Genomic DNA, 23681 nt, shown 5'->3' with positions numbered 1-23681 from the left:
GCTTTCTCGCAGGGATGCTGTATAGACGCGCGCAATCTGCCGGTCCCAGCTGGGGGCTGAACGGAGGGCCGGAGGCTCTTTTCGAGGAGCTTTCCGTGTGAAGCAAGAAGTGCTTCCGCCTCCCGTGTCTCCTCTCTCGACCGTCTCGTCATGCTCCTTTCTTCTCCTGAAGCGGCTGCGCCGTGGAGGGATCAAGAGAAGTTGCAGAGGCTTAGCCGCCGGAACCGGGCAGGGAAACGAAGAAAGGCAAAGAACAATGGCTCTGTACGAACATGTGTTTCTTGCCCGCCAGGACCTTTCGCAGCAGCAGGTCGACGCGCTCGTGGAGCACTACAAGGGCGTCATCACCTCGCACGGCGGATCGGTCGGTCGGGTCGAGAACTGGGGACTGAAGTCCCTCACCTACCGCGTCAAGAAGAACCGCAAGGCCTACTACACCCTGATGGACCTCACCTGCCCGCCGGCGGCTCTGGCCGAGATGGAGCGCCAGATGGGTCTGTCCGAGGACATCCTGCGCTTCATGACCGTCAAGGTCGAGGCGCACGAGGAAGGCGTTTCGGCAATGATGCAGAAGCGCGAAGAGCGTTCGGAGCGTGGCGACCGTGGCTTCGGCGACCGTCCGGGCCGCTCGGGCGACCGTGACCGTGACCGTGGCCCGCGCCGTCCGCGCGAAGCTGCTGAAGGAGGTGCAGAATAATGGTCGACATCAACCAGATCCCGACCCGGCGTCCGTTCCATCGCCGCCGCAAGACCTGCCCGTTCTCCGGCGCCAACGCCCCGAAGATCGACTACAAGGACGTGCGCCTGCTGCAGCGCTACATTTCCGAGCGCGGCAAGATCGTGCCGTCGCGCATCACCGCCGTCAGCCAGAAGAAGCAGCGCGAGCTCGCCAAGGCGATCAAGCGCGCCCGCTTCCTCGGCCTGCTGCCCTACGTGGTGAAGTAAGACCGGGCGTGGCCCCGAAAAGTTGCAGACTTTTCGGATAAGGACCACGCCGAAAGAACACCGGAAAGGGCGGCCCGCCGCCCTTTCCCTCTTTCCGCGACGGGCGCGGCGAGAGACAATGAGATCCCGAGTTGAGGCCGGACTTCGCGAAGGCTTCTAACTGCCGGACAGGCAGGACAGCGACCCCAGGCGCCAATCGCCGGCCTGCTTCCTGACCTGTCTCGAACAAATCACGCCGCTCGCGGCACAGACAAAGGACAGGAACGATGGAAGTCATCCTTCTCGAACGTATTTCCCGCCTCGGCCAGATGGGCGACACCGTCAAGGTCAAGGACGGCTTTGCCCGCAACTTCCTGCTGCCGCAGGGCAAGGCGCTGCGCGCCAATGAAGCCAACAAGAAGAAGTTCGAAGGCCAGCGCGCCCAGCTCGAGGCCCGCAACCTGGAGCGCAAGTCGGAAGCCCAGCAGATCGCCGACAAGCTCGACGGCATGAGCTTCGTGGTCGTGCGCTCGGCCGGCGAAACCGGCCAGCTCTACGGCTCGGTCTCGACCCGCGACATCGCCGACATCGTGTCCGCCGAGGGCTTCTCGGTCAGCCGCACGCAGATCGAGCTCAACCACCCGATCAAGACCATCGGCCTCACCAATGTGGCGATCGCGCTGCATCCGGAAGTCGAAGTCACCATCACGCTGAACATCGCTCGCACGGCCGATGAGGCCGAGCGCCAGGCTGCCGGCGAGAAGCTGGATTCGGCCGAAGCCATCTATGGCGAGGACATCAACGAGAACGCGCGTCCGGACAACTTCTTCGACCCGAATGAGGAAGAAGAAGAGCAGGAATAATCTCGACGGTTCAGAACTAATCTGGACCAAAGCCCGGGCCGCAGGCCCGGGCTTTTTTTGTACAAACTGGAACTATTGCACCTGCGGCGCTTTGAAGCACAATAGGCGCCGACCTTTTTCGTGAATGCGGGTGCTGTGCCATGAATATTTTGCTGCAGCGCATCATCGAACGCTTGGTGCGCATCGGGAATCTGACTGTCACAGGGGCGAACGGCGCGTCCCGAAGATTTGGCGACGGCAGCGGGCAACATGTCCACATCGTGCTGCGCACGCGCAAGGCAGAACTCGCGATCGGTCTCGACCCGATGCTGGCCCTGCCCGAGGCCTTCATGGACGGCGATCTCGACGTCATCGAAGGCGACATTCTAGGCTTTTTGCACATTGCCTATCAGAACATGGGACCGAGCGGCGTCGAGGCGGCCTGGACCAGGGCCGTGGAAGGGCTTCGCCATGCCTTCCGGCGCATGCAGCAACTGAACACCACCGGCCGGTCGCGGCGCAACGTGCAGCGCCACTACGATCTCTCCGGCGAGATGTACAAGCTCTTCCTCGATACGGACATGCAGTACTCCTGCGCCTATTTCGAGCGGCCAGACATGACGCTCGAGGAAGCGCAGCTTGCCAAGAAGCGGCACCTGGCCGCCAAGCTGTGCATGAAGCCGGGCCTCAGCGTGCTCGACATCGGCTGTGGCTGGGGCGGCCTCGGGCTTTATATGGCCCGCAACTTCGAGGCCGACGTGCTGGGCGTGACGCTGTCCACCGAACAGCACGCCGTCGCCACAGAGCGTGCGCACGCCGAGGGGCTGCAGAATCACGTCCATTTCGAGCTGCGCGACTATCGCCACCTCACCGAGCGCTTCGACCGCATCGTCTCGGTGGGCATGTTCGAGCATGTCGGCGTCAACCATTACCGCACCTTCTTCGAGAAGTGCGCCACGCTGCTGAAGCCCGACGGGGTGATGGTGCTGCATTCGATCGGCCGCAGCGGCCCGCCCTGCGCCACAAATGCCTTCATCCGCAAATACATCTTCCCCGGCGGCTACATTCCGGCACTTTCGGAAATTCTGCCGATCATCGAGAAGTCGGGCCTGATGGTCTCCGACGTCGAAATCCTGCGGCTGCACTATGCCGAGACGCTGAAGAATTGGCGCGAGCGCTTCATGGCAAATCGCGAGCGCGCCAAGGAAATCTATGACGAGCGCTTCTGCCGGATGTGGGAGTTTTATCTTGCAGGCTCCGAGGCCTCGTTCCGCTGGCAGGACATGATGGTATTCCAGATCCAGCTCACGCGCCGCAACGACATCGTGCCGCTGACGCGCGACTATATCGGCAAGTGCGAGAAGGCTTTGGCCATGCGAGACGGCCCGGCCGCGCCCCAGCCCGAAAAGGCTGGCAAGCGGCCGAAGCGACGCATTTCCGAGGCGGGCGAATAGCTCCCTCCTTGCCATCCGGCAATTTCACCTCGAAGAATGCAGCAACAGCCGGAGGGCAATAATTGAGCATTCCCATCTTCGTCGCGGCCGCCCTTTGCGAGATTGGCGGCTGCTTTTCCTTCTGGGCGTGGTTGCGCCTGGGGAAGTCTGCCCTGTGGCTCCTGCCGGGCGTTGCGCTGCTGGTGGCGTTTGCCTGGCTGCTGACTCTGGTTGATTCTTCTGCCGCGGGCCGCGCCTACGCCACCTATGGCGGCATCTACATCGCCGCCTCGCTCGGCTGGCTTTGGGTTGCGGAAGGTGTGCGGCCGGACCGCTGGGACCTGCTGGGCGCCGCGGTCTGCGTTGCCGGGGCATGCATCATCCTTCTGGCCCCGCGAGCGGCCTAGGCCCTCACCCCTTCAGCGGAATCCAGATTTCGAGCCCGCCATTGCCGGTCCGGCCATCGAATTCCGGGCCGTAGCGCTCGAAATTCGGTGCATCGGCTGCCTCATGTTTCGAGTTCGGCAGCCAGTCACGCCAAATGGCATGAACCGTGCTGCGGATGGTGGATATATGCTCGCGGTGGACAAAGACCGCATATTTCTGCGGCGACAGCCGGACGCAGCTGAACTCCTTCGGCATTTCCGAAAAATCCGCGACCTCGACACCGCTGACATATTCGAAACTGGTGTCGTCGAAGTTGCGGCAGATCCCATACCAGGCATGGGGCACTGCGCCCGGAATGCTGCCCTGATAGGCATCGAAGCGCTGCCACAGCGCAGGAATCGTGTTGTTGGGGGAATCATAAGCGTAGCGTTCGCCCAGTCCGGCGATGAGCATTGCCTTGCCGTCGACGAAGCGCGGCGTTTCCAGTTTTACGGTCGGTGTGTCGTCCATGACGATCGGCTCCACGAGTACGAGATTGTCGAGATGGCGCTGCGCGCGCACCGCTTCGGGCGTCAGCCCGAACTGCTCGCGAAACGCCCGCGTGAAAGCCTCATGAGAGCCGTATCCGGCATCCAGCGCCACTGCCAGGATGTCGGGGGCGCCGTTTGCGAGGCAGCGCGCCGCCACGCTGAGCCGGCGTTCGCGCACATAACGCGTTATCGATCGGCCGGTGGCAGCCGCAAACGCCCTCGACATATGGAAACGGGAAACGCCACCGATCCTGGCGATATCGTCCAGGCTGATCTCGTCGGCGAAATAGCTTTCGACGAACCACAGGGCTTTAGATACCGGATCCATGTTGCTCCCAATCAGGCAATGACCTGATATGCCAGCCTTTCGGGTCGCCGGTTTGATCGTGTTTGCTGTGCTGTGCAACATTGTGGAAGAACATGGGAAAGCGCCAGGGCACTATTCAGGTTTCCTGTTTTGTTCTCACAACATCGGTTAATCTCTGCAAACGATTCGCGTCAACCAGGATTCGCTTAGCCGGCCAAGCTGCCTGTGGATGGCTCGGGGTGGCTGTGAATAATGGGCACCAAGAGGCGATTGTTCACAAGTGGGCGCCTGTGTCTGGTACCGCAGGATACAGGGCAAGGTCGGGGACAAGATGGCAGAAGCGGCACGCAAATTCGAGGTGGCGGAAACACCGCTCTATCGCGAGGCACCCAACAATATCGAGGCGGAGCAGGCGCTTCTGGGCGCCATCCTCGTCAACAACGACGCCTTCTACCGCGTCTCGGACTTCCTCAAACCCGCTCATTTCTACGAGCCGCTGCACCGCAAGATCTTCGAGGTCGCAAGCGAACTCATCCGCATGGGCAAGATGGCCAATCCGGTCACGCTCAAGACCTTCCTGCCTTCGGACGAGAAGGTCGGCGACATGACCGTCGCCCACTACCTTGCCCGCCTCGCGGCAGAGGCCGTCACGGTCATCAACGCCGCCGACTACGGCCGCGCCATCTACGACCTTGCCACGCGCCGCGCGCTCATCACCGTGGGCGAGGACATGGTCAACATCGCCTTCGACGCGCCGGTGGACGTGTCGCCGCAACAGCAGATCGAGGATGCCGAGCGCCGCCTGTTCGAGCTGGCCGAAACCGGACGCTATGACGGCGGCTTCGAAAGCTTCAACGATGCGGTCAAGACCGCGGTGGACATGGCCAATGCCGCCTATATGCGCGACGGCCACCTCTCCGGCATTTCCACCGGCTTGCGCGACGTCGACCGCAAGCTCGGCGGCCTGCAGCCCTCCGACCTGATCATCCTTGCCGGCCGCCCGGCCATGGGCAAGACCTCGCTGGTCACCAACATCGCGTTCAACATCGCCCACGCCTATGAGCCGGCGCAGCAGGCCGACGGGTCCTTCAAGGCCGCCAATGGCGGCGTGGTCGGCTTCTTCTCGCTCGAAATGTCGGCCGAGCAACTGGCCACTCGTATCATCTCCGAGCAGACCGAGATCTCGTCATCGAAGATCCGCCGCGGCGAAATCACCGAGACCGATTTCGAAAAGCTGGTAGCGTGCTCACAGACCCTGCAGAAGATCCCGCTCTTCATCGATGCGACCGGCGGCATCTCGATCGCCCAGCTCGCTGCACGCGCGCGCCGCCTGAAGCGTCAGCGCGGGCTTGAAGTCATCGTCATCGACTACGTGCAGCTGATGCAGGGCTCCGCCAAGAATTCGCAGAACCGCGTGCAGGAAATCACCGAGATCACCACCGGCCTCAAGGCGCTGGCCAAGGAACTCAACGTTCCGATCATCGCGCTGTCACAGCTCTCCCGTCAGGTCGAAAACCGCGACGACAAGCGGCCGCAGCTTTCCGACCTGCGCGAATCGGGCTCGATCGAGCAGGACGCGGACGTGGTCCTCTTCGTCTATCGCGACGAATACTACCTGCAGAACAAGCAGCCCGAGGAAGGCACGGCGGAATACGAGGAGTGGCGGCTGAAGTTCGAGAAGGTGAAGGGCAAGGCCGAACTCATCATCGCCAAGCAGCGTCACGGCCCCACCGGCACGGTCGACCTCGCATTCGAGGGCCAGTTCACGCGATTCTCGGATCTTGCCGAAGAGCATCAGCTGCCGGAACGGTACGAGTAGAATTGACGACAAGGGGTGCCTCCCAGGGCACCCTTTGAAAAATCCATATTTTATGCAATATATGTAAAATCCGCATTGTATGGATGGTCGACTACGATGATCAAGGTTAGTGCCGCCGAGTTCCAGCGCAACATAGGACGGTATCAGGATTTGGCGCTCACCCAGCCGGTTGCAGTCACACGGAACGGGCGCGAGCGCACGGTCATGATCTCGACTGAAGAATATAAGCGCCTGAAGCGTCGCGACCGCGAGGTGCTCAGTCTTGAAGATTTTACGGAGGCTGACCTTGCGGCGATCGAAGCTTCGGAGCCGCCCGCAGAGGCAGAGTCCTACAATCACGAAACTGATCGCTGAGCGTGGCGAGCCTGCCGAAGCCCGTTCCAGGTCTGGTGATCAGATATAGCTATTTATGGGTGGCCGAGCATCGCGCCGGACAGGAAGAAGGGCGCAAGGATCGACCTTGCGCGATTGTATTGACCGCAACCGATGAGGCTGAAGGCACCACTGTGACTGTCCTTCCCATCACACATAGTCCGCCTTCCAGCGCCTCCTTGGCGATCGAAATCCCTGCCCCAACCAAGAACCGCCTGGGCTTGGATGGCGCACGGTCGTGGATCCTGCTTACGGAAGCCAACAGGTTCATTTGGCCGGGTCCGGATTTGCGCCCGTCAAGAGCTGGCGATGCAACAAGCGTCGCTTATGGGCTGCTGCCAGCCGCATTTTTTCGCGACGTTCGAAGTGCTTTCGCCCGGGCGGCAAGAGATCGGCGCGCCTTGTTGGTTTCGAGAACACAGTAATGGCTAAGACCCGCGTTCAGTTCATCTGCCAGAACTGCGGCACCGCGCATACGCGCTGGGCTGGCAAATGCGATGCCTGCGGCGAGTGGAACACGCTGGTCGAGGAAGGCACCAACAGCGGCATCGGCGGCGGCCCGGCTTCCACGCGCAGCGCGCGAAAAGGCCGGCCGGTCACCCTCACCTCGCTCTCGGGCGACATCGAGGATGCGCCGCGCATCGCCTCCGGCATCAGCGAACTCGACCGCGCCACGGGCGGCGGCTTCGTGCGCGGCTCGGCACTTCTCGTGGGCGGCGACCCCGGCATCGGCAAGTCCACCCTGCTCACCCAAGCGGCCGCGGCGCTTGCCAGTCGCGGCCACCGCATCGTCTATGTCTCGGGCGAAGAGGCCGTCGCGCAGATTCGCCTGCGCGCCCAGCGTCTTGGCGTTGCCGGCTCTGCGGTCGAACTCGCCGCCGAAACCAATGTCGAGGACATTCTGGCCACCATCGGGGAAGGCAAGCGCCCCGACCTCGTCATCATCGATTCGATCCAGACGCTGTGGACCGATCTCGCCGACTCCGCACCCGGCACCGTCACCCAGGTGCGCTCTTCGGCGCAGGCGATGATCCGCTACGCCAAGTCCACCGGAGCGGCTGTGGTGCTGGTCGGCCACGTCACCAAGGAGGGCCAGATCGCCGGCCCGCGCGTGGTCGAGCACATGGTGGACGCGGTGCTCTATTTCGAGGGTGAAGGCGGCCACCACTACCGCATCCTGCGCACGGTGAAGAACCGTTTTGGTCCCACGGACGAGATCGGCGTATTCGAGATGTCGGACAAGGGGTTGCGCGAGGTCGCCAACCCCTCCGAACTGTTTCTGGGCGAGCGCCACGCCAAGTCGCCAGGCGCGGCCGTCTTTGCTGGCATGGAAGGCACGCGCCCGGTTCTGGTCGAAATCCAGGCGTTGGTCGCGCCCTCCACCCTCGGCACGCCACGCCGCGCGGTGGTTGGCTGGGACAGCCCGCGCCTTGCGATGGTGCTGGCGGTGCTCGAGGCGCATTGCGGCGTACGTTTCGGCCAGCACGACGTCTACCTCAACGTCGCCGGCGGCTACCGGATTTCCGAGCCGGCGGCGGACCTTGCGGTGGCGGCGGCGCTGGTTTCGTCCCTCACCGGACTTGCCCTGCCCGCCGATTGCGTCTATTTCGGCGAAATCAGTCTTTCGGGCGCGATAAGGCCGGTTGCGCATGCGCAGCAGCGCCTCAAAGAAGCCGAAAAGCTGGGTTTTGGACAGGCCGTCCTGCCGAAGGGCAGCGAGGAAATGTCCGGGGGGATCGGGTCCGGTACTTTCCAACCCGCCACGCTCACGGACCTCGTTGTGCGGATCGCGGGATCCCTGCGCCGAAACACGGATGACTGACCGGGCCAGGCGGCGCGGTACGGCACAAGCTGTCATGATGGAGTGAGAACGACATGCCGATTACGCTGCTGGACGGGATTCTCGTCGGTTTCACTCTTGTCTCGGCCATGCTGGCAATGGTCCGCGGCTTCTCCCGGGAAATCCTGTCGATTGCTTCCTGGATCGCGGCGGCGGCAGCGGCATATTTCTTCTATCCGATGATGCTGCCTTATTTGCAGTCGCACATCGACAACGAGAAGCTGGCCATGGGTGCCGCGGCCGGCGTGGTCTTCGTCATCGCACTGATCGTGGTGACGGTGATCACCATGAAGATTGCCGATTTCATTATCGACTCCCGCGTCGGCGCGCTCGACCGAACGCTGGGCTTTCTCTACGGCGCCGCACGCGGCATCCTCGTCATGGCCGTTGCGCTGATGTTCTTCAACTGGCTGGTCGGGACCAACCCGCCAGCCTGGATCGCCGACGCCAAGTCCAAGCCGCTGCTGGAAAGCATCGGCACCAAGATCGAGGGTCTGATGCCCGAGGATCCGGAAAAGTCCATCCTCAAGCGCCTGAAGCCCGGCGCCGCGCCCGACGCGGAACCCGGCACTCCGCCCTCGGACAACTCGGCCGAAACGCCGCAGGACGAAACCCCGCCGGCCGATAATTGATGGTGGCGCGTAAGGCGCCGGCGCCCTATATGAGGCCTTTCTGACGAGAGACTGCCCTATGGCACATGACACCTTGCTCGGCGAGGCCGATGACCATTTCCACGACGAATGCGGAGTGTTCGGCATTTTCGGCCGGCAGGATGCTGCCGCGATCGTCACCCTGGGCCTGCACGCCTTGCAACATCGCGGCCAGGAGGCGGCCGGCATTGTCTCCTATGACGGCTCGCAGTTCCATGTCGAACGCCACGTCGGCCTGATCGGCGACACCTTCACCAGACCGCAGGTTATCGATAGCCTCAAGGGTAACCGCGCAATTGGCCACACCCGCTACGCCACCACCGGCGGTTCCGGGCTGCGCAACGTGCAGCCGCTATTCGCCGAACTCGCGGACGGCGGGTTCGCCATCGCCCACAATGGCAACATCACCAACGCCATGACCGTGCAGCGCGCGCTGCAGAAGCAAGGCGCGATCTTCTCCTCCACCTCCGATACCGAGACGCTTCTGCACCTGGTGGCGACCAGCCGCGAGAAGGACTTCAACTCCCGCTTCATCGAGGCCGTGCGCGCGCTGGAAGGCGCGTTTTCGCTGGTTGCGCTGACGTCGAAGAAGATGATCGGCTGCCGCGACCCCTTGGGAATCCGCCCGCTGGTGCTGGGCGATCTCGACGGGGCCTATATTCTCGCTTCCGAAACCTGCGCGCTGGACATCATCGGCGCCCGCTTCGTTCGCGACGTGAAGCCGGGCGAGATGATCATCGTCACGCCCAAGGGCATCGAAAGCGTGTTCCCCTTCGAGCCGGTCAAGCCGCGCTTCTGCATTTTCGAATATGTCTATTTCGCCCGCCCGGATTCGACGGTTGAGGGCCGCAACGTTTATGAAGTGCGCAAGCGCATCGGTATGGAACTGGCCATCGAGAGCCCGGTGGATGCTGATCTGGTCGTGCCGGTGCCGGATTCGGGCACGCCCGCGGCCATCGGCTTTGCGCAGCAGGCGGGGCTGCCGTTCGAGCTCGGCATCATCCGCAACCACTATGTCGGCCGCACCTTCATCCAGCCAACCGATTCCATCCGCCACATGGGCGTGAAGCTGAAGCACAACGCCAACCGCCGCATGATCGAGGGCAAGCGCGTGGTGCTGGTGGACGATTCCATCGTCCGTGGCACCACCAGCCAGAAGATCGTTCAGATGGTGCGTGATGCCGGCGCCCGCGAGGTGCATATGCGTATCGCCTCGCCGCCCACCCGCTCCTCCTGCTTCTATGGCGTCGACACGCCGGAGACGGCCAAGCTGCTCGCCTCGCGCATGTCGATCGAAGAGATGGCCGAGTTCATCCGCGTCGATTCGCTGGGTTTCCTGTCGATCGACGGGCTATACCGCGCCGTCGGCGAGGCGCGCCGCGACAACGACCAGCCGCAGTTCTGCGACGCTTGCTTCAGCGCCGAGTATCCCACGCGCCTCCTCGACTTCGAGGACGTGGAGAATGTGCGCAGCCTCTCGCTGCTGGCCAGCAACGGCCAGTAGTATCGCCCAACCCTTTTGATCTTTAAGCTCGCTGCCCTGCATGGTTCATGCCGCGCAGGGCAACGCCTGGAGGACTGGCATGACCGAAACCCCGAACCTTTCCGGCCGTATCGCCCTCGTCACCGGCGCTTCGCGCGGCATCGGCTACCAGATTGCCAAGCAGATGGCGGCCGCCGGCGCGCATGTCATTGCGGTTGCGCGCACGGTGGGCGGGCTGGAAGACCTCGACGACGAAATCAAGGCCGCGGGCGGCCAGGCAACGCTGGTGCCGCTGGACCTCACCGACATGGGCGGCATAGACCGGCTCGGCGGCGCCATCAATGAGCGCTGGGGCAAGCTCGACATCCTGGTGGCCAATGCGGGCGTTCTGGGCGTGATTGCTCCGATTGGCCATGTCGAAGCGAAGGTGTTCGAGAAGGTCATGGCGGTCAACGTGACCAGCACCTGGCGCATGATCCGCTCGGTCGACCCGCTCTTGCGCAAGTCGGATGCCGGCCGCGCCATTCTGCTTTCCTCCGGCGTGGCGCATTCGGCCCGCGCCTTCTGGGCGCCCTATGCGGCGTCCAAGGCGGCCGTCGAGGTGCTGGGACGTTCCTGGGCCGACGAAACCCGCAACATGCCGCTGCGCGTCAACTGTGTTAATCCGGGCGCGACCCGCACCGCCATGCGCGCTCAGGCCATGCCGGGCGAGAACCCCGACACGCTGCCCACCCCGGCCGAAATCGCCGCCAAGATCCTGCCGCTTGCCAGCCCCACGCTGCGCGAAACCGGTATGCTCTTCGAGGCCCGCGAGGAGCGCTTCGTCACCTACCGCGACCCGGAATAAGCGCGCGTCTTCAACCTGCCGCCGCGGGGCGGCGTGTCGCCGTGGCCGACAGTTCCGGGCGCGCGTTGAGCGTCTGGAACACCACGCAATAGCGTTCCGTCAGCTTCAGCAGCGTGTCGATGCGCTCCTGCGGCTCGTCGGTATCGAGGTCGAATTTCAGCCTGATGGCGCCGAATCCCACCGGCGCATCCTTTGCCACGCCCAGCGTACCGCGAAAGTCGAGGTCGCCCTCGGCCTCCACCGATGCGTCAGCGAGGCGAAACTCCAGCGCCGTCGCCACCGCTCTCAGCGTCACGCCGGCGCAAGCCACCAGCGCTTCCAACAGCATGTCGCCGGAACAAAGCTGAAGTCCGCTGCCGCCGGTGGCGGGGTGCAGGCCGGCAACCGCCAGCGCCCTGCCCGTCTCCACTTTGCAGGCGATCGACTGCTCGTCCACCGTGCCCTTCGCGCGTAGCGTTACCAGAGCGCGTGAAGGGTCCTCGCGGTAGCTCTCCTTCAAGGGCGTCTGCAATGTCTTCAGTTCGGCCGCGTCCATCGCAACTCCTCGCCGTCGGCGCTGTTCGATGCCGCACCCTATCACGTCGAGCCTCGCGTCCCAATCGGCAGGCCAATGGCGAACTGCCTGCCCCAACGCTCGCGTCTGCCTGGCTTAGCCCGTCCCGCGTCTGCAATCGTATAGCTCTGCTGGGTGCCGTGGCCTTGCTGCTTCGGCGCCCTTGCCTTGAGGAGCCATCACATGACCGATGCCGCGATTGCCGACAGCCGCGAACGTATCTACGCCGGCATGCTGATCACGGCATTGTCCTACCTGCTTTTTTCGATGCAGGACGCTTCGATCAAGCTTCTGGTGACCGGACTCAGCGTCTGGCAGATCCTGTTCTTCCGCAGCGCGGCCATTCTTGCCGGCTGCGCGGCTATAGGCGGCCGGTCAGTATTCGCAGAGGCATACCGCTCCAAGGCCTTCTATCCGATGCTGCTGCGCAGCTTCATCATCCTGGGCGCGTGGCTTTGCTTCTACAACGCCGCCAAGCATCTGCAGCTTGCCGAACTGACGACGATCTACTTTGCCGCGCCGGTCATCGTCACCATCCTCTCCATTTTCGTGCTTGGCGAACAGGTGCCGCTCGTGCGCTGGGTAGCGGTTCTGACCGGCTTTGTTGGCGTTTTCGTTGCCTGCGATCCCACTTCGCTCGGCCTCAGCATGCCTGTTATCATGGTGCTCGCCGCCGCCTGCTTGTGGGCGTTCGCCATCGTGCTCATCCGCAAGATCGCGCTGTATGAGCGCACCATGGTGCAGATGGTGCTCAACAACGCCCTCTTCCTGGTCGTCGCCGGGCTGCCGCTCTTCTATTTGTGGAAGACGCCAAGCTGGGACGAATGGCTGCTGTTGACGGTTCTCGCCATTGTCGGCGGTCTCGGCCAATACGCGCTGTTCGAGGGCATGAAGCGCGCCCCTGCCTCGGTCGTCGCGCCCTTCGAATACACCGCGCTGGTCTGGGCCTTCGTGTTCGGTTTTGCGATCTGGGGCGACATTCCGCGCCGCGAGGTCTTCATCGGCGCGGCGCTTATCTTCCTTGCCGGCCTGGTGATCATCGCCGGCGAGCACTTTCGGCGGCGCGCCTGATGCCGTATCCATGCTCCTGACGGAACGCCGTCAGCACGCCTGCCGTAAAGCGCGCGCGGCGCCTACGCCCCGAACGAGGAAATCCAGCTTCATGACACCTGCAGATCACACCGGCGAACGCCTGCTGGGCATACTGCTCGTCACTGGCGCGGCCGCCATCTTCGGGCTTGCCGGCGTGCTCACCAGGTCGGTCGATGCCGAGCCGCTTGTCATTTCCTGCTGGCGCGGCCTTGTCGGCGCGCTGCTGATCACGGCCTACGTGTTCTGGCAGCGAGGCCGGGCCGGCTCGCCAAAGAGCATGCGGCTGGGTTGGCGAGGATGGTTGATGGCGCTGATCGGGGCGGCCAACAGCCTCGCCTTCATCGCCGCCTTCAAATACACCTATGTCGCCAATGTCGCGATCATCTTTGCCACGGCTCCCTTCCTGGCGGCGCTGTTCGCATGGCTCTTGATGCGAGAAGGCGTGCGCAGCCAGACCATGCTCGCGGCTGCGCTATCGCTCACCGGCGTCGGGCTGATGGTGTTTTCGGGTGTCGGCAACGGCAACCTCCTGGGGGACGGCCTGGCGCTTCTGATGACCGCCGGCAGCGCGCTCTACACCGTCCTGATCCGCGCCTTCCGCGACACACCCGCAGTCTGGGCGGGTGCGGTGTCGGCCTTCCTCGTTTTCGCGCTTGCCTGGCTCTTCACCGATCCGCTCGCCATATCGGTGCACGACGCTCTCATTCTGGTGGGCTTCGGCGTTTCCTTTGCGATGGCCTCGGTCATGTGGACGGAGGGCGCGCGGCTGATTCCCTCCGCCGAAGCCGGTCTGCTCGGCTCGGCCGAAGTGCCCTTCGCGGTAGTGTTCGGCTGGATCTTCCTTACGGAAATTCCGCCGGTCGCAAGCATGGTCGGCGGCTCCCTCGTGCTCCTTGCCGTATTTGCCCATGCAGGGCGCGACTGGCTGCAAGCACGCGCCCGCACGGTCTGAGAGCCTGCGCAAAATTCAGCCATACGGGGAACCATACCAGCTCGTCAGGCGTTGCAGGGGTTGGACGGGCTCGTCCCCATGCCCAACCCCTCGCCCGTCCTCTTCTCAAGCCGGCCATCAGGCCGGCTTTTCTTTGAGCTCGGCCAAGCCGTTTGCGCGCCACACACTCGTGCATTGACGTGGATACAGCATAGTCTACCCTTCTGGCCGAAGCGGCCAGCAAGAGCCACGGCAAGGACACGCGCTGGGAGAGCGGCATGATCCTGAGCGGCACAATCGCCCTTTGCATCGTCGCGGCCTATCTGGCTGGCGCGCTGTGGCAGAAATTTCGCCTCGGAATCACTCTGCAGCAGGCGTTGCTCTATCTGCCGCTCAAGCTTCTCTACCGGATCCGCGACAGCAAGATTCGCCCAGCGCGCGAAGCGAAGGCGCCGGTGGTCTATGTCGTCGCCCACCAGTCGCGACTTGAACCGGCGCTGATGCTTGCGCTGTTGCCGGAGGATACGCTTCACATTTTGGACGAAGCCTCCGCCCGCTCGGCATGGCTCGAGCCTTGGCGGGCGCTTGCCCGCACCATCGTCTTCAATGCCGAACACGTGTTTGTCAGCCGGCGGCTGGTGCGCGTGCTGAAGGGCAAGGGGCGGCTGGCCGTCTATTTGCCCGACAATGTCGAGCCGGACGTAAAGACCTATCGGCTGTTCCGGGCCGTGGCGCGGATCGCACTGCGGGCCGACGCCCAGGTAGTGCCGATCTTCGTCGGCGGGGCGCGTCACCTGCCCTTCTCGCTCACCCCGGCCGAAAGGGCGCCGCGGCGATGGTTTCCGCGGCTCGTCATCAGCGCCCTTCAGCCGGTGAAGATCGCCGACCTCATGGCCAGCAGCGTCAAGCAGCCGGCACGCGCCTCGAACGCCCTCTTCGATCGCGTCGCGGAAACGCGGCTGGCCGCCACCGATCCCGACCTGTCACTGTTCCTGGCGGTTCGCGACGCTGCCCTGCGCTTCGGACCCGGCCGTCCCATCGTGGAGGACAGCAGCGGAACTCTCAGCTACCGGCGATTGTTGGCGGGCGCGCGGATGCTCGGCCAGAAACTGGCCGCCACGAGCGCCCCCGACGAAGCAGTCGGCATAATGCTGCCCAACAGCAACGCCATGGTGCTGTCGCTTCTGGCGCTGGCATCCGGCAGGCGCGTGGCCACCATGATCAACTTCACGGCTGGTCCGGCAAATGTGACAATGGCCGTTCGCACGACGCTCACCCGCGTCGTCATCTCGTCGCGAGCCTTTGTCGAAAAAGCCAGGCTCCATGAAGTCGTCGAGGCCGTGGAAGCCGGCGGCGCGAAAGTCGTCTGGTTGGAAGACCTTCGCAAGACCTTCTCGATGGCCGATCGGCTCGCGGCCGCTTGCCTGTGGCGCAGGCCGATTCATGCCCAGGACGCCGCGAAGCCCGCCGTCATCCTGTTCACGTCGGGTTCCGAAGGCAGCCCGAAGGCGGTGGTTCTGTCCAGCCGCAATCTCGTCGCCAACGCCATGCAGGCGGAGGCCCGCATCTCGATCGGTGCCGACGACAAACTGCTCAACGTGCTGCCCGCCTTCCATGCGTTCGGTCTGACCGGGGGCACTATCCTGCCGCTTGTTGCCGGGGTGCGCCTGGTGCTCTATCCGTCGCCGCTGCACTTCAAGGCCATTCCCGAGCTGGCGGCCAAGGTTCGCCCGACGGTCATGTTCGGAACGGACAGTTTTCTCGCCGCATACGCCCGTGCGGCCGGCGACAACGACTTTTCCGGCCTGCGCTTCGTCGTGGCCGGCGCGGAGCCGCTTCGCCCCGCCACCCGGGCCCAATGGCGCGAGCGCTTCGGCACGCCAATCATCGAGGGTTTCGGCCTTACCGAGGCCTCCCCGGTCGTTTCTGTGAACACGGCAACCCATGGCCGCGATGGCACGGTGGGCCGCCTGCTGCCCGCCATCCGCATGCGGCTGGAGCCGGTGGAAGGCCTCTCCGACGGCGGCCGGCTGCAGCTCAAGGGCCCGAACATGATGCTCGGCTACATGATGGCTGAGGCGCCGGGCGTTCTGCAGCTGCGGGCAGATGACTGGCTGGACACGGGCGACATCGTATCCGTCGACCGCGAAGGCTTCCTGACCATACGCGGCCGTGCCCGGCGCTTTGCCAAGATCTCGGGCGAGATGGTTTCGCTGGTGGCGGTCGAAAGGCTGGCCTACGAACTATGGCCGGACGCCAGCCACGCTGCGGTGGCGGTTCCCGACGCCCAGAAGGGCGAGCGCATCGTCGTGCTCACCACCGCGTCGGAGGCCGATCTGGCCCTGCTGCGTCAGTTCGGGCAGCAATCGGGCGTCGGCAACGTCATGCTGCCGGACGCCGTAGTCAAGGTATCGGAACTTCCGCTTCTGGCTTCCGGCAAGACCGACTACGTGGCCGCAAAGCGCCAGGCGCTCGAAATGCTTGGGCGGGAGGCGGCGGCCTGAGCCGCCTACCCATCGGCTGGCTTCAGTCGGCCACCGGCTGGTCGGTGCCCGCGGCTTTCGCGGCCTCAAGCTTCGCGCGGCGGGCATAGGCGCGTGCGCTGAGTGGCAGGAAAACGAGATAGGCAATCACGGAAACCGACAGCGTCTGCCAGGGATAGGTGATCAGAAGCAGCACGAAGAGTGCCACCCCGAGTATCACCGGCAGGACCTTGTCGCCCGGAACCTTGACCGTCTTGCCGGAATAGACGGGCAGCCGGCTGACGAGCAGGAATGCGACCAGCACGGTGAAGCCGCAGCATATAAAGCCGACCACACGGTCGGGCACCACAGCGCCCAGGAAAACCAGATAGATCGGCAGCATCACCACCACCGCCCCGGCAGGCGCGGGCACGCCGACGAAATACTCCGCCTGCCAGGCCGCGCGCTCCTGGTCCTCGTCCAGCACGTTGAAGCGCGCCAGCCTCAGGCCGCAGGCGATCGCGAACAGCAGGGCGGCGATCCATCCCGGCGAGCCAGCACGGTCGAGCAGGAAGGCGTAGAGCACGAGCGCGGGCGCGACGCCGAAATTCACGATATCGGCGAGCGAATCCATCTGGGCGCCGAACTTCGACGTCGCCTTCAGGATACGGGCGACGCGGCCGTCGATGCCGTCGAGGAAAGCCGCGATCAGCACCATCACCACAGCCGTCTCGAACCGCATCTCGAAGGCCAGGCGCACGCCCGAAAGGCCGGCGCAGATTGCCAGGACCGTAATGAGGTTGGGCAGGATCATGCGCAGCGGGATTTCGCGGATGCGAGGGCCGCCGCGGCCGTGCGGTTCGAAGGGTTGGAAGGGCGTAGGCACGGGTTAGGAGATCCGCACCAGAGGGGTGGCGGCAGTGCCGCCGAACTCGGCCAGCACAGTCTCGCCGGCAACCGCAGTCTGCCCCACAGCCACGCGCGGAGTGCTGTTTAGCGGCAGGAACACATCGACGCGCGATCCGAAGCGAATCAGGCCAAAGCGCTCGCCCACGCCGATATTGGACTCGGTGTCCGCCCAGCAGACGATGCGCCGCGCCACCAGCCCGGCGATCTGCACGACCGCAATCGTGCCGTTAGGGCTGTCGACAACGAGCCCATTGCGCTCGTTCTCGTTGCTGGCCTTGTCGAGCTCGGCGTTGAGGAATTTTCCGGGACGGTGCTCGATACGGGTTATCCGCCCGCGCACCGGAGAGCGGTTCACGTGGCAGGAAAACACGTTCATGAACACCGAGATGCGGGTCATTTCGGCCGCGCCCAGCCCCAGCTCGCGAGGCGGAACCGCGGGGCCGACTGCCGACACCACGCCATCTGCCGGGCTGATGACCAGCCGGTCGTCGACCGGGGTAACCCGCTGGGGATCGCGGAAGAAATAGGCGCACCACGCTGTCAGGATCAGACCGATCCAGAACAGGTTGATCGAGAAGAAGCCCAGGATCAGCGTCGCCGCCGCGAACGCACCGATGAAGGGGTAGCCTTCCCGATGCACGGGCACAAATACGTTCTTGACGGTGTCGACGAGACTCATAGGAAGGTGGAGTATCCCATTGGAAATGCCGGCCTGCTTACCGGAAAGCTCCGCCGGCCGCAACGCAACATTGCGAAAACCGGCAATGGGGCTCAGACTTCCTCGGGTTTGCGCCTGACGACAACCCCCAGTTCGTCGGTTTCGCGAGCAATCCGCAGCCGCTCCTCCGCCTCCGTCGCTTCGCGCTGGCGTGCCCACATGGAAGCATAGAGCCCATCCTTGCGCAACAGGGTGGCATGGGTGCCGCGCTCGGCTATCTGCCCATCCTTCAGCACGATGATCTCGTCGGCCGAAATCACGGTGGAAAGCCGGTGCGCGATGACGATGGTCGTGCGGCCGCGGCTCACCAGATCGAGGGCGGCCTGAATCTCCTGCTCGGTATGGGTGTCGAGCGCCGAGGTGGCCTCGTCGAGCATGAGAATGGGCGGCGCCTTGAGTATGGTGCGCGCGATCGCCACCCGCTGCTTTTCGCCGCCCGAAAGCTTGAGCCCGCGCTCTCCCACCATCGCCTTGTAGCCGCCAGGCAGATGCTCGATGAAGCCGCCGATCTGGGCCAGGTCGGCCGCGCGCTTCACCTCTTCGTCGGAGGCGCCGGGGCGACCGTAGCGGATGTTGTAGGCGATGGTGTCGTTGAACAGCACCGTGTCCTGCGGAACCATGCCGATCACGGCTCGCAGGCTTTCCTGGCTTACGTCGCGAATGTCCTGCCCGTCGATCAGGATCGAGCCGCTCTGAATGTCGTAGAAGCGGAACAGCAGGCGCGAGATGGTCGACTTGCCGGCGCCCGAGGGGCCGACGATGGCGACGGTGCGGCCGGCCGGCACCTCGAAGCTGACGCCCTTGAGGATCGGCCGGTTGGGATCATAGGCGAAGTGCACGTCGCGGAATTCGACCTTGCCATCGCGGACGGCCAGGGGCCGCGCGTTGGGCCGGTCCACCACTTCCTGCTCGACGTCGAGAAGATCGAACATGTGCTCGATGTCGGTCAGCCCCTGGCGTATCTCGCGATAGATGAAGCCGATGAAGTTGAGCGGCACCGAAAGCTGCATCAGCATGGCATTGATGAAGACGAAATCACCGATATTTTGTGTGCCGGCCATAACTTCGCGCGCCGACATCCACATGGCGACCGCCATTCCGGCGCCGAAGATCACGCCCTGGCCGAAGTTCAGCCAGCCCAGCGAGGTCCAGATGCGCGTGGCCGCGGTCTCGTAGCGCGCCATCGAGCGGTCGAAGCGCTCCGCCTCCATCCGCTCGTTGTTGAAGTACTTCACCGTTTCGAAGTTCAGGAGCGAGTCGATCGCCTTCGTGTTGGCGTCGGTGTCGGACGCGTTCATTTCGCGCCGGATGCCGATGCGCCAGTCGCTGGCCCACACGGTGAACCAAGTGTAGATCGCGACCGTTACGGCCACGACCACCACATAGAGCCATCCATAGGCGATCGCAAAGATCGCCGCCGTCAACGCGAATTCAATCAGCGTCGGCACGCTGTTGAGAATGGTGAAGCGAACGATGGTCTCGATGCCCTTGGTTCCGCGCTCGATGATGCGCGACAAACCGCCAGTGCGCCGCTCCAGATGAAAGCGGAGGGACAGGTCGTGCAGATGCACGAATGTCTTGTAGGCAAGCTGGCGCACCGCATATTGGCCAACGCGCGCGAACAGCGCATCGCGCAACTGGTTGAAGCCAAGCTGGACCACCCGCACGAGGTTGTAGGCCAGCACAAGCATGACCGGCGCCAACAAGAAATCGGGCAGCGGCGGCAACGGAGCATGGTCGCCGGCCAGCACATTCGTCGCCCACTTGAAGAAATAGGGCACGGCAACGAGTACGAGCTTCGCCACCACCAGGAAGACCGTTGCCCAGACCACCCTCGCCTTCAGGTCGGCCCGGTCGGCCGGCCACATATAAGGCCAGAGATTGAGCAGTGTCTTCAGCGTTGAACCGGAATCGGCGGAGACTGTCTTGTCGGCCACTAAGCTATGCCTTTGAATCTTGTTTTTCTTTGCCCGAGCAACAGGCTTGTATGAGGTCTGCGACCTGATTGGAAAATGCGGTCAGCGCCTCGCGATCAATCTCGTAGAGCGATCGCTGCCTTTCCGACGAAAAGCGCACCAGCCCGGCCTCGACCAAAACCTTCAGGTGCTGCGAGACCGTGGATTGCGCCAGATCGAGTTGCTCTACGACATCCTTGCAGCAGCAGGACTGGCTGCCGGCAAGATAGCGCAATATCTCGATGCGCGCCGGGTGCGACAGGGCAGCAAACCGCATAGCCGCCCGTTTCGTGGCAGCGTTGGCGCAATTGCCGAAATCAACCTGAACCATCATCGTATATCGGCGATATACGATGATGCCCCATTTCTCAACTGCTTAAATCGAGGACGCGGCAAAAACAGGACGTTTCGCCCTCTTTTTCGCCTGCCGGCGTTTCTTCCCGTATTATTGTGGCAGCGTGGTGGCCTGCTCGCCAACTGCCTTCATATCGGCTGCCTCGCCCTGGTGCGTCTTCTCAGGCACCCTGAAAACCTGGCCCGGCCAGATGCGGTCGGGATCGCGAATCTGATCCTGATTGGCGAGATAGATGGTGGAATAGCGCACGCCCAAACCGTAGACCCGGCGCGAAATGCGCCACAGGCTGTCGCCGCGCCGGATGATGACCGCGCCGTCAACATTCTGAAGCTTCGGCGCCAGTTCCTGCGGGTTTGCCGCAGCGACTTCAGCCGCACCGGACTCGGCGGCTGCCGTCGGAGCTTGCGCAGGCTTTGCGTCGGCGTCGGGCGCAACCGCCGAGACGGCGTCGCCCGGCTCGCGCTCGAACGGCACAGCGGCGCGAGCCGCGACCTTGACGCCATCTGCCTCGAGCGCGTCGACGCGAATGATGTAGTCGCCCACCGGCAGGTCCCGCTCGGTCTCGATCAGGAAACGCCCCCCGGCGGAAGCGGCAACCTCGCCCAGCAGGATATCGTTGGCGTAAGCGCGAAGCTTTCTGCCCGCATCGGCGACGCCGGCAACGAACACCTTCCGCCCTTCGATCTCGACCGCCTCCACCTTCACTTTCGGCTGGCCTGAGGCCACGGGTTCCTGGGCGACCGACGCCGGCGCCGGCTGTGCAGTTGCGACCTTCTGAGCAGATTGCTGCCCGGCGGATGCCGCAAGCTCACCCGCGGACGGCGTCGTCTCAGATGAAGCACCCGCAGCGGGCTCTGCACCGGACGCCTGCTGCTCGGGCACCTTGGGCGCCGGCTCGGGTTCTGGAACCGAGATCAGCTTGCTGGGCGCGCCGGGCTGCTCGACAAGCGCCAGCACCTGACCGTCCTTCGTCTCCGGGATGGAAACGATCGCCGTTTCGGGCGAGGTCGACACCACATTGTCGGGGTTGGTCGAACGCAGCACGATCTGATGATCGCCCGGCTTCAATGGCTCCTCGATAACGACCGCGAAGTCGCCTTCGGCCCCTGCCGTAGTGTTGCCGATCACCTTCGCGCCGAGAACGATCTCGACCTTGGCCGAAGGAGCAGCCTTGCCGGCGATGACAAGCGAGCCATTTGCTTCGGCGCGCACAATATCAAAGGACGGGGCGAGAACCTCGGCCGCTACGTCCGCCGTCTTTGCAGGCGCAGCAGGCGCTTCTGAAGCTGCGGGGCTTTCGGCGGCGGTCTGGCCGGCGGTGGCCGGCGTCGCCTGCGGCGGTGCCGGAAGCCTGCCCTCCTTCGTCTCGGCAGTTGGCGCGGCTGCCTCGGGCGCTGTCACAACAGCTTCGGGCTTTCGGCCAAGATAGGGATCGAGCGCGCCGGACACATAGGCCGTCACCGCCGCGGCGGCCACGCCTCCGGCTAGAAACAACAACGCCCTGTTGATCGTGCTCGCCATAACCCCAGCCCCTTAGCCATCTAAAGCCCGTCTACCCTGTTTTCGCGATACCGACAAGAAAAAGCCCCGCAATTTGTCTTGACCGGGATCGGCTTGGTATTCACCAATCAAATTCATGAACCCGATTCGATCCATCTGCGTTTATTGCGGCTCCTCGCCCGGTCGTGGCGACGTCTACCTGAAGGCTGGCCACACATTGGGCCGATCGCTGGCGGAAGCCGGATTGCGGCTGGTGTACGGCGGAGGCACCAAGGGCATCATGGGTGCCGTTTCCGACAGCGCCATGCGTGCCGGCGGCAAGGTCACGGGCATCATCCCGCGTTTCCTGATTAGCAAGGAAGCAACCGAAACCGCGCTGGGCCGTCTGGACGAACTGGTCGTCACCGAGAACATGCATGAGCGCAAGCACTTGATGTTCGAGAAGTCGGACGCGTTCATTGCGCTGCCCGGCGGCATCGGGACGGTCGAAGAGATCGTCGAGATCATGACCTGGGCCCAGCTTGGACACCACCGCAAGCCGATCGTGTTCGCCAATGTCGACGGCTTCTGGGACCCCATGCTGGCGCTTCTTGAGCATATGAAGGCCGAAGGCTTCGTCCACACGAGCCACCTGGTCAACCCGATAGTGGTCGACCGGGTCGAGTCGGTGGTCGCCGCCGTGCTTGCCGAAGGCGCTGCCGTGGACACGCCCGCCACCGGCGTTCAGACTCTCATCGACAAGCTCTGACAATCACCGCCGCGGACGTGCCGAGTGTCCGCGCCTATTGGGCAGGCGGCTCAACGCGTTGGAAGAACATCGACCAGGTGTAGATCGCCAGCGCCGTCCAGATTATGGCAAAGGCAACGAGGCGCATCTGGCTGAACGGCTCGTCGAAGATGAATATCGCGATCAGGAAGATGATCGACGGCGCGATGTACTGCATGATGCCGATGGTCGAATAACGCAGCAGCTTTGCGCCGAATGCATAGAGCATCAGCGGCACTGCCGTGACCGGCCCGCAGACGACAAGCAGGGCGATATCATAGGGATCGGAGGCCACGAAGTGCCCTTCGCCGCGCATCTGCAGCCACACGATATAGGCCAGCGCCGGCACGCACAGGATCATCACTTCGAGGAAGAAGCCCTGGCTCGGACCGATCGGCAGCGTCTTGCGCAGGAAGCCGTAGACGGCAAAGGTCATCGCCAGGGCGAGCGACACCCACGGCACGCCGCCGGCATCGAAGGCGAGCACGAGCACGGCCACCGCCGCCAGGCCAATCGCCGCGACCTGGAAGCGGTTGAGCTTTTCGCCGAGAAGCACCGCGCCCATGACCACGCTGACCAGCGGATTGATGTAGTAGCCGAGCGCTGTTTCCACCGCCCGGTCGGACGCGATCGCCCAGACATAGATCCCCCAATTGCAGGAGATGAAAGCAGCGGTGACCGCCGCCATCAGCATTGTGCGCGGCGAGCGCAATGCCGCCTTCACGTCGGCCGTGCGGCCGAGGAACAGCAGCGCGGCGCCGGCGATCGGTACGGACCAGACCACCCGATGAGCGACCACTTCGGCAGCCGGTATATGCGCCACCGCCTTCATGACCAGCGGCAGCAAGCCCCACAGCAGGTAGGCTGAAAGCGCAAACAGAAAGCCGCGCGAGGCGGCGTTGTCGGAGGCCCGAGTATCGATTGTCATGCCACACCTATGCGCCCGCCAGGTGGCGAGCACCATTTCAAACTTCTGATGGATGCTTGCGTTCAGCTGATAGTTGAA

The 23681-nt window shown here is 63.8% G+C and carries 24 protein-coding genes; 16 read left to right on the top strand and 8 right to left on the bottom strand.

From position 1 onward, the window contains the following. Window positions 1-256 precede the first annotated feature (256 nt). From rpsF to ABLE86_RS08000, 5 genes are all read left to right on the top strand, one after another. Window positions 257-697 (top strand): 30S ribosomal protein S6, encoded by a 441-nt coding sequence (gene rpsF, locus ABLE86_RS08020; protein ID WP_348778392.1) that lies wholly within the window; start codon window positions 257-259, stop codon window positions 695-697. Continuing rightward, window positions 697-945 (top strand): 30S ribosomal protein S18, encoded by a 249-nt coding sequence (gene rpsR, locus ABLE86_RS08015; RefSeq protein WP_019170551.1) that lies wholly within the window; start codon window positions 697-699, stop codon window positions 943-945. The genes rpsF and rpsR overlap by 1 nt, the downstream gene beginning before the upstream one ends. A 266-nt stretch (window positions 946-1211) precedes the next feature. Further along, on the top strand, window positions 1212-1787 hold the full coding sequence (gene rplI / locus ABLE86_RS08010) for a 50S ribosomal protein L9 (RefSeq protein ID WP_348778391.1): 576 nt from the start codon (window positions 1212-1214) through the stop codon (window positions 1785-1787). Window positions 1788-1927: 140 nt separating this feature from the next. Beyond that, window positions 1928-3220 (top strand): cyclopropane-fatty-acyl-phospholipid synthase family protein, encoded by a 1293-nt coding sequence (locus tag ABLE86_RS08005; RefSeq protein ID WP_348778390.1) that lies wholly within the window; start codon window positions 1928-1930, stop codon window positions 3218-3220. Window positions 3221-3282: 62 nt separating this feature from the next. Then, a complete protein-coding gene (locus ABLE86_RS08000) occupies window positions 3283-3606 on the top strand; it encodes a YnfA family protein (protein WP_348778389.1) in 324 nt (107 codons plus the stop codon). A 4-nt stretch (window positions 3607-3610) separates the two neighbouring features. Here ABLE86_RS08000 and ABLE86_RS07995 read toward each other — a convergent pair whose 3' ends face one another. Continuing rightward, a complete protein-coding gene (locus tag ABLE86_RS07995) occupies window positions 3611-4444 on the bottom strand; it encodes an AraC family transcriptional regulator (protein ID WP_348778388.1) in 834 nt (277 codons plus the stop codon). Window positions 4445-4754: 310 nt separating this feature from the next. Here ABLE86_RS07995 and ABLE86_RS07990 point away from each other — a divergent pair, with 310 nt between their 5' ends. The 7 genes from ABLE86_RS07990 (at window position 4755) to ABLE86_RS07960 (ending at window position 11434) form a co-directional block, all read left to right on the top strand. Further along, a complete protein-coding gene (locus ABLE86_RS07990) occupies window positions 4755-6242 on the top strand; it encodes a replicative DNA helicase (RefSeq protein WP_348778387.1) in 1488 nt (495 codons plus the stop codon). 96 nt (window positions 6243-6338) lie between these two features. Further along, window positions 6339-6596: a type II toxin-antitoxin system Phd/YefM family antitoxin gene (locus ABLE86_RS07985; RefSeq protein ID WP_348778386.1), complete on the top strand. Its 258-nt coding sequence runs from the start codon at window positions 6339-6341 to the stop codon at window positions 6594-6596. A 2-nt stretch (window positions 6597-6598) separates the two neighbouring features. Next, window positions 6599-7039, top strand: a complete 441-nt coding sequence (locus tag ABLE86_RS07980) for a type II toxin-antitoxin system PemK/MazF family toxin (RefSeq protein WP_348778385.1) — start codon at window positions 6599-6601, stop codon at window positions 7037-7039. After that, window positions 7039-8436 carry a DNA repair protein RadA gene (radA, locus tag ABLE86_RS07975; protein WP_348778384.1) on the top strand — a complete coding sequence of 466 codons (1398 nt, stop codon included), beginning with the start codon at window positions 7039-7041 and terminating at the stop codon, window positions 8434-8436. The genes ABLE86_RS07980 and radA overlap by 1 nt, the downstream gene beginning before the upstream one ends. Window positions 8437-8489: 53 nt before the next feature. Further along, window positions 8490-9086, top strand: coding sequence for a CvpA family protein (locus ABLE86_RS07970; RefSeq protein ID WP_348778383.1), 597 nt, complete (start codon window positions 8490-8492; stop codon window positions 9084-9086). A 58-nt stretch (window positions 9087-9144) separates the two neighbouring features. Further along, window positions 9145-10608 carry an amidophosphoribosyltransferase gene (gene purF / locus ABLE86_RS07965; RefSeq protein WP_348778382.1) on the top strand — a complete coding sequence of 488 codons (1464 nt, stop codon included), beginning with the start codon at window positions 9145-9147 and terminating at the stop codon, window positions 10606-10608. 79 nt (window positions 10609-10687) lie between these two features. Continuing rightward, on the top strand, window positions 10688-11434 hold the full coding sequence (locus tag ABLE86_RS07960; RefSeq protein ID WP_348778381.1) for an SDR family NAD(P)-dependent oxidoreductase: 747 nt from the start codon (window positions 10688-10690) through the stop codon (window positions 11432-11434). A 10-nt stretch (window positions 11435-11444) separates the two neighbouring features. On the opposite strand, the gene ABLE86_RS07955 is transcribed toward ABLE86_RS07960, so the two are convergent. Beyond that, window positions 11445-11969, bottom strand: a complete 525-nt coding sequence (locus tag ABLE86_RS07955; RefSeq protein WP_348778380.1) for an OsmC family protein — start codon at window positions 11967-11969, stop codon at window positions 11445-11447. Between the two features lie 201 nt (window positions 11970-12170). Here ABLE86_RS07955 and ABLE86_RS07950 point away from each other — a divergent pair, with 201 nt between their 5' ends. The 3 genes from ABLE86_RS07950 (at window position 12171) to ABLE86_RS07940 (ending at window position 16514) form a co-directional block, all read left to right on the top strand. Continuing rightward, complete coding sequence (locus tag ABLE86_RS07950) at window positions 12171-13058, top strand: DMT family transporter (protein ID WP_348778379.1); 888 nt, start codon at window positions 12171-12173, stop codon at window positions 13056-13058. Window positions 13059-13149: 91 nt separating this feature from the next. Next, window positions 13150-14031 carry a DMT family transporter gene (locus ABLE86_RS07945; RefSeq protein WP_348778378.1) on the top strand — a complete coding sequence of 294 codons (882 nt, stop codon included), beginning with the start codon at window positions 13150-13152 and terminating at the stop codon, window positions 14029-14031. 257 nt (window positions 14032-14288) lie between these two features. Continuing rightward, window positions 14289-16514 carry an AMP-binding protein gene (locus ABLE86_RS07940; protein WP_348778377.1) on the top strand — a complete coding sequence of 742 codons (2226 nt, stop codon included), beginning with the start codon at window positions 14289-14291 and terminating at the stop codon, window positions 16512-16514. 22 nt (window positions 16515-16536) lie between these two features. On the opposite strand, the gene ABLE86_RS07935 is transcribed toward ABLE86_RS07940, so the two are convergent. The 5 genes from ABLE86_RS07935 to ABLE86_RS07915 form a co-directional block, all read right to left on the bottom strand. Then, complete coding sequence (locus tag ABLE86_RS07935) at window positions 16537-17358, bottom strand: phosphatidylcholine/phosphatidylserine synthase (protein ID WP_348778376.1); 822 nt, start codon at window positions 17356-17358, stop codon at window positions 16537-16539. A gap of 3 nt (window positions 17359-17361) precedes the next feature. Beyond that, entirely contained in the window at window positions 17362-18060 is a 699-nt protein-coding gene (locus tag ABLE86_RS07930) for a phosphatidylserine decarboxylase (protein WP_348778375.1), read from the bottom strand. Window positions 18061-18152: 92 nt separating this feature from the next. Then, entirely contained in the window at window positions 18153-20036 is a 1884-nt protein-coding gene (locus ABLE86_RS07925) for an ABC transporter ATP-binding protein/permease (protein ID WP_348778374.1), read from the bottom strand. A 4-nt stretch (window positions 20037-20040) separates the two neighbouring features. Further along, window positions 20041-20331: a metalloregulator ArsR/SmtB family transcription factor gene (locus tag ABLE86_RS07920; RefSeq protein WP_348778600.1), complete on the bottom strand. Its 291-nt coding sequence runs from the start codon at window positions 20329-20331 to the stop codon at window positions 20041-20043. A gap of 168 nt (window positions 20332-20499) precedes the next feature. Beyond that, window positions 20500-21930, bottom strand: coding sequence for a LysM peptidoglycan-binding domain-containing protein (locus ABLE86_RS07915; RefSeq protein WP_348778373.1), 1431 nt, complete (start codon window positions 21928-21930; stop codon window positions 20500-20502). A 115-nt stretch (window positions 21931-22045) separates the two neighbouring features. Here ABLE86_RS07915 and ABLE86_RS07910 point away from each other — a divergent pair, with 115 nt between their 5' ends. Next, window positions 22046-22657, top strand: coding sequence for a TIGR00730 family Rossman fold protein (locus ABLE86_RS07910; protein ID WP_348778372.1), 612 nt, complete (start codon window positions 22046-22048; stop codon window positions 22655-22657). A 34-nt stretch (window positions 22658-22691) separates the two neighbouring features. Here ABLE86_RS07910 and rarD read toward each other — a convergent pair whose 3' ends face one another. Next, entirely contained in the window at window positions 22692-23603 is a 912-nt protein-coding gene (rarD, locus tag ABLE86_RS07905; protein WP_348778371.1) for an EamA family transporter RarD, read from the bottom strand. Window positions 23604-23681: the final 78 nt, after the last annotated feature.

Source organism: Mesorhizobium sp. KR2-14, assembly GCF_040049255.1.
Lineage (GTDB): Bacteria > Pseudomonadota > Alphaproteobacteria > Rhizobiales > Rhizobiaceae > Pseudaminobacter.
Note: the sequence above shows the minus strand (reverse complement) of the source record. Positions and strands in the feature narration are given on the sequence as shown.

Coding starts and splice junctions, on each gene's coding strand:
- rpsF (WP_348778392.1), top strand. CDS start 257: ATGGCTCTGTACGAACATGTGTTTCTTGCCCGCCAGGACCTTTCGCAG.
- rpsR (WP_019170551.1), top strand. CDS start 697: ATGGTCGACATCAACCAGATCCCGACCCGGCGTCCGTTCCATCGCCGC.
- rplI (WP_348778391.1), top strand. CDS start 1,212: ATGGAAGTCATCCTTCTCGAACGTATTTCCCGCCTCGGCCAGATGGGC.
- ABLE86_RS08005 (WP_348778390.1), top strand. CDS start 1,928: ATGAATATTTTGCTGCAGCGCATCATCGAACGCTTGGTGCGCATCGGG.
- ABLE86_RS07995 (WP_348778388.1), bottom strand. CDS start 4,444: ATGGATCCGGTATCTAAAGCCCTGTGGTTCGTCGAAAGCTATTTCGCC.
- ABLE86_RS07990 (WP_348778387.1), top strand. CDS start 4,755: ATGGCAGAAGCGGCACGCAAATTCGAGGTGGCGGAAACACCGCTCTAT.
- ABLE86_RS07985 (WP_348778386.1), top strand. CDS start 6,339: ATGATCAAGGTTAGTGCCGCCGAGTTCCAGCGCAACATAGGACGGTAT.
- radA (WP_348778384.1), top strand. CDS start 7,039: ATGGCTAAGACCCGCGTTCAGTTCATCTGCCAGAACTGCGGCACCGCG.
- ABLE86_RS07970 (WP_348778383.1), top strand. CDS start 8,490: ATGCCGATTACGCTGCTGGACGGGATTCTCGTCGGTTTCACTCTTGTC.
- purF (WP_348778382.1), top strand. CDS start 9,145: ATGGCACATGACACCTTGCTCGGCGAGGCCGATGACCATTTCCACGAC.
- ABLE86_RS07960 (WP_348778381.1), top strand. CDS start 10,688: ATGACCGAAACCCCGAACCTTTCCGGCCGTATCGCCCTCGTCACCGGC.
- ABLE86_RS07955 (WP_348778380.1), bottom strand. CDS start 11,969: ATGGACGCGGCCGAACTGAAGACATTGCAGACGCCCTTGAAGGAGAGC.
- ABLE86_RS07950 (WP_348778379.1), top strand. CDS start 12,171: ATGACCGATGCCGCGATTGCCGACAGCCGCGAACGTATCTACGCCGGC.
- ABLE86_RS07945 (WP_348778378.1), top strand. CDS start 13,150: ATGACACCTGCAGATCACACCGGCGAACGCCTGCTGGGCATACTGCTC.
- ABLE86_RS07940 (WP_348778377.1), top strand. CDS start 14,289: ATGATCCTGAGCGGCACAATCGCCCTTTGCATCGTCGCGGCCTATCTG.
- ABLE86_RS07930 (WP_348778375.1), bottom strand. CDS start 18,060: ATGAGTCTCGTCGACACCGTCAAGAACGTATTTGTGCCCGTGCATCGG.
- ABLE86_RS07920 (WP_348778600.1), bottom strand. CDS start 20,331: ATGCGGTTTGCTGCCCTGTCGCACCCGGCGCGCATCGAGATATTGCGC.
- ABLE86_RS07915 (WP_348778373.1), bottom strand. CDS start 21,930: ATGGCGAGCACGATCAACAGGGCGTTGTTGTTTCTAGCCGGAGGCGTG.
- ABLE86_RS07910 (WP_348778372.1), top strand. CDS start 22,046: ATGAACCCGATTCGATCCATCTGCGTTTATTGCGGCTCCTCGCCCGGT.
- rarD (WP_348778371.1), bottom strand. CDS start 23,603: ATGACAATCGATACTCGGGCCTCCGACAACGCCGCCTCGCGCGGCTTT.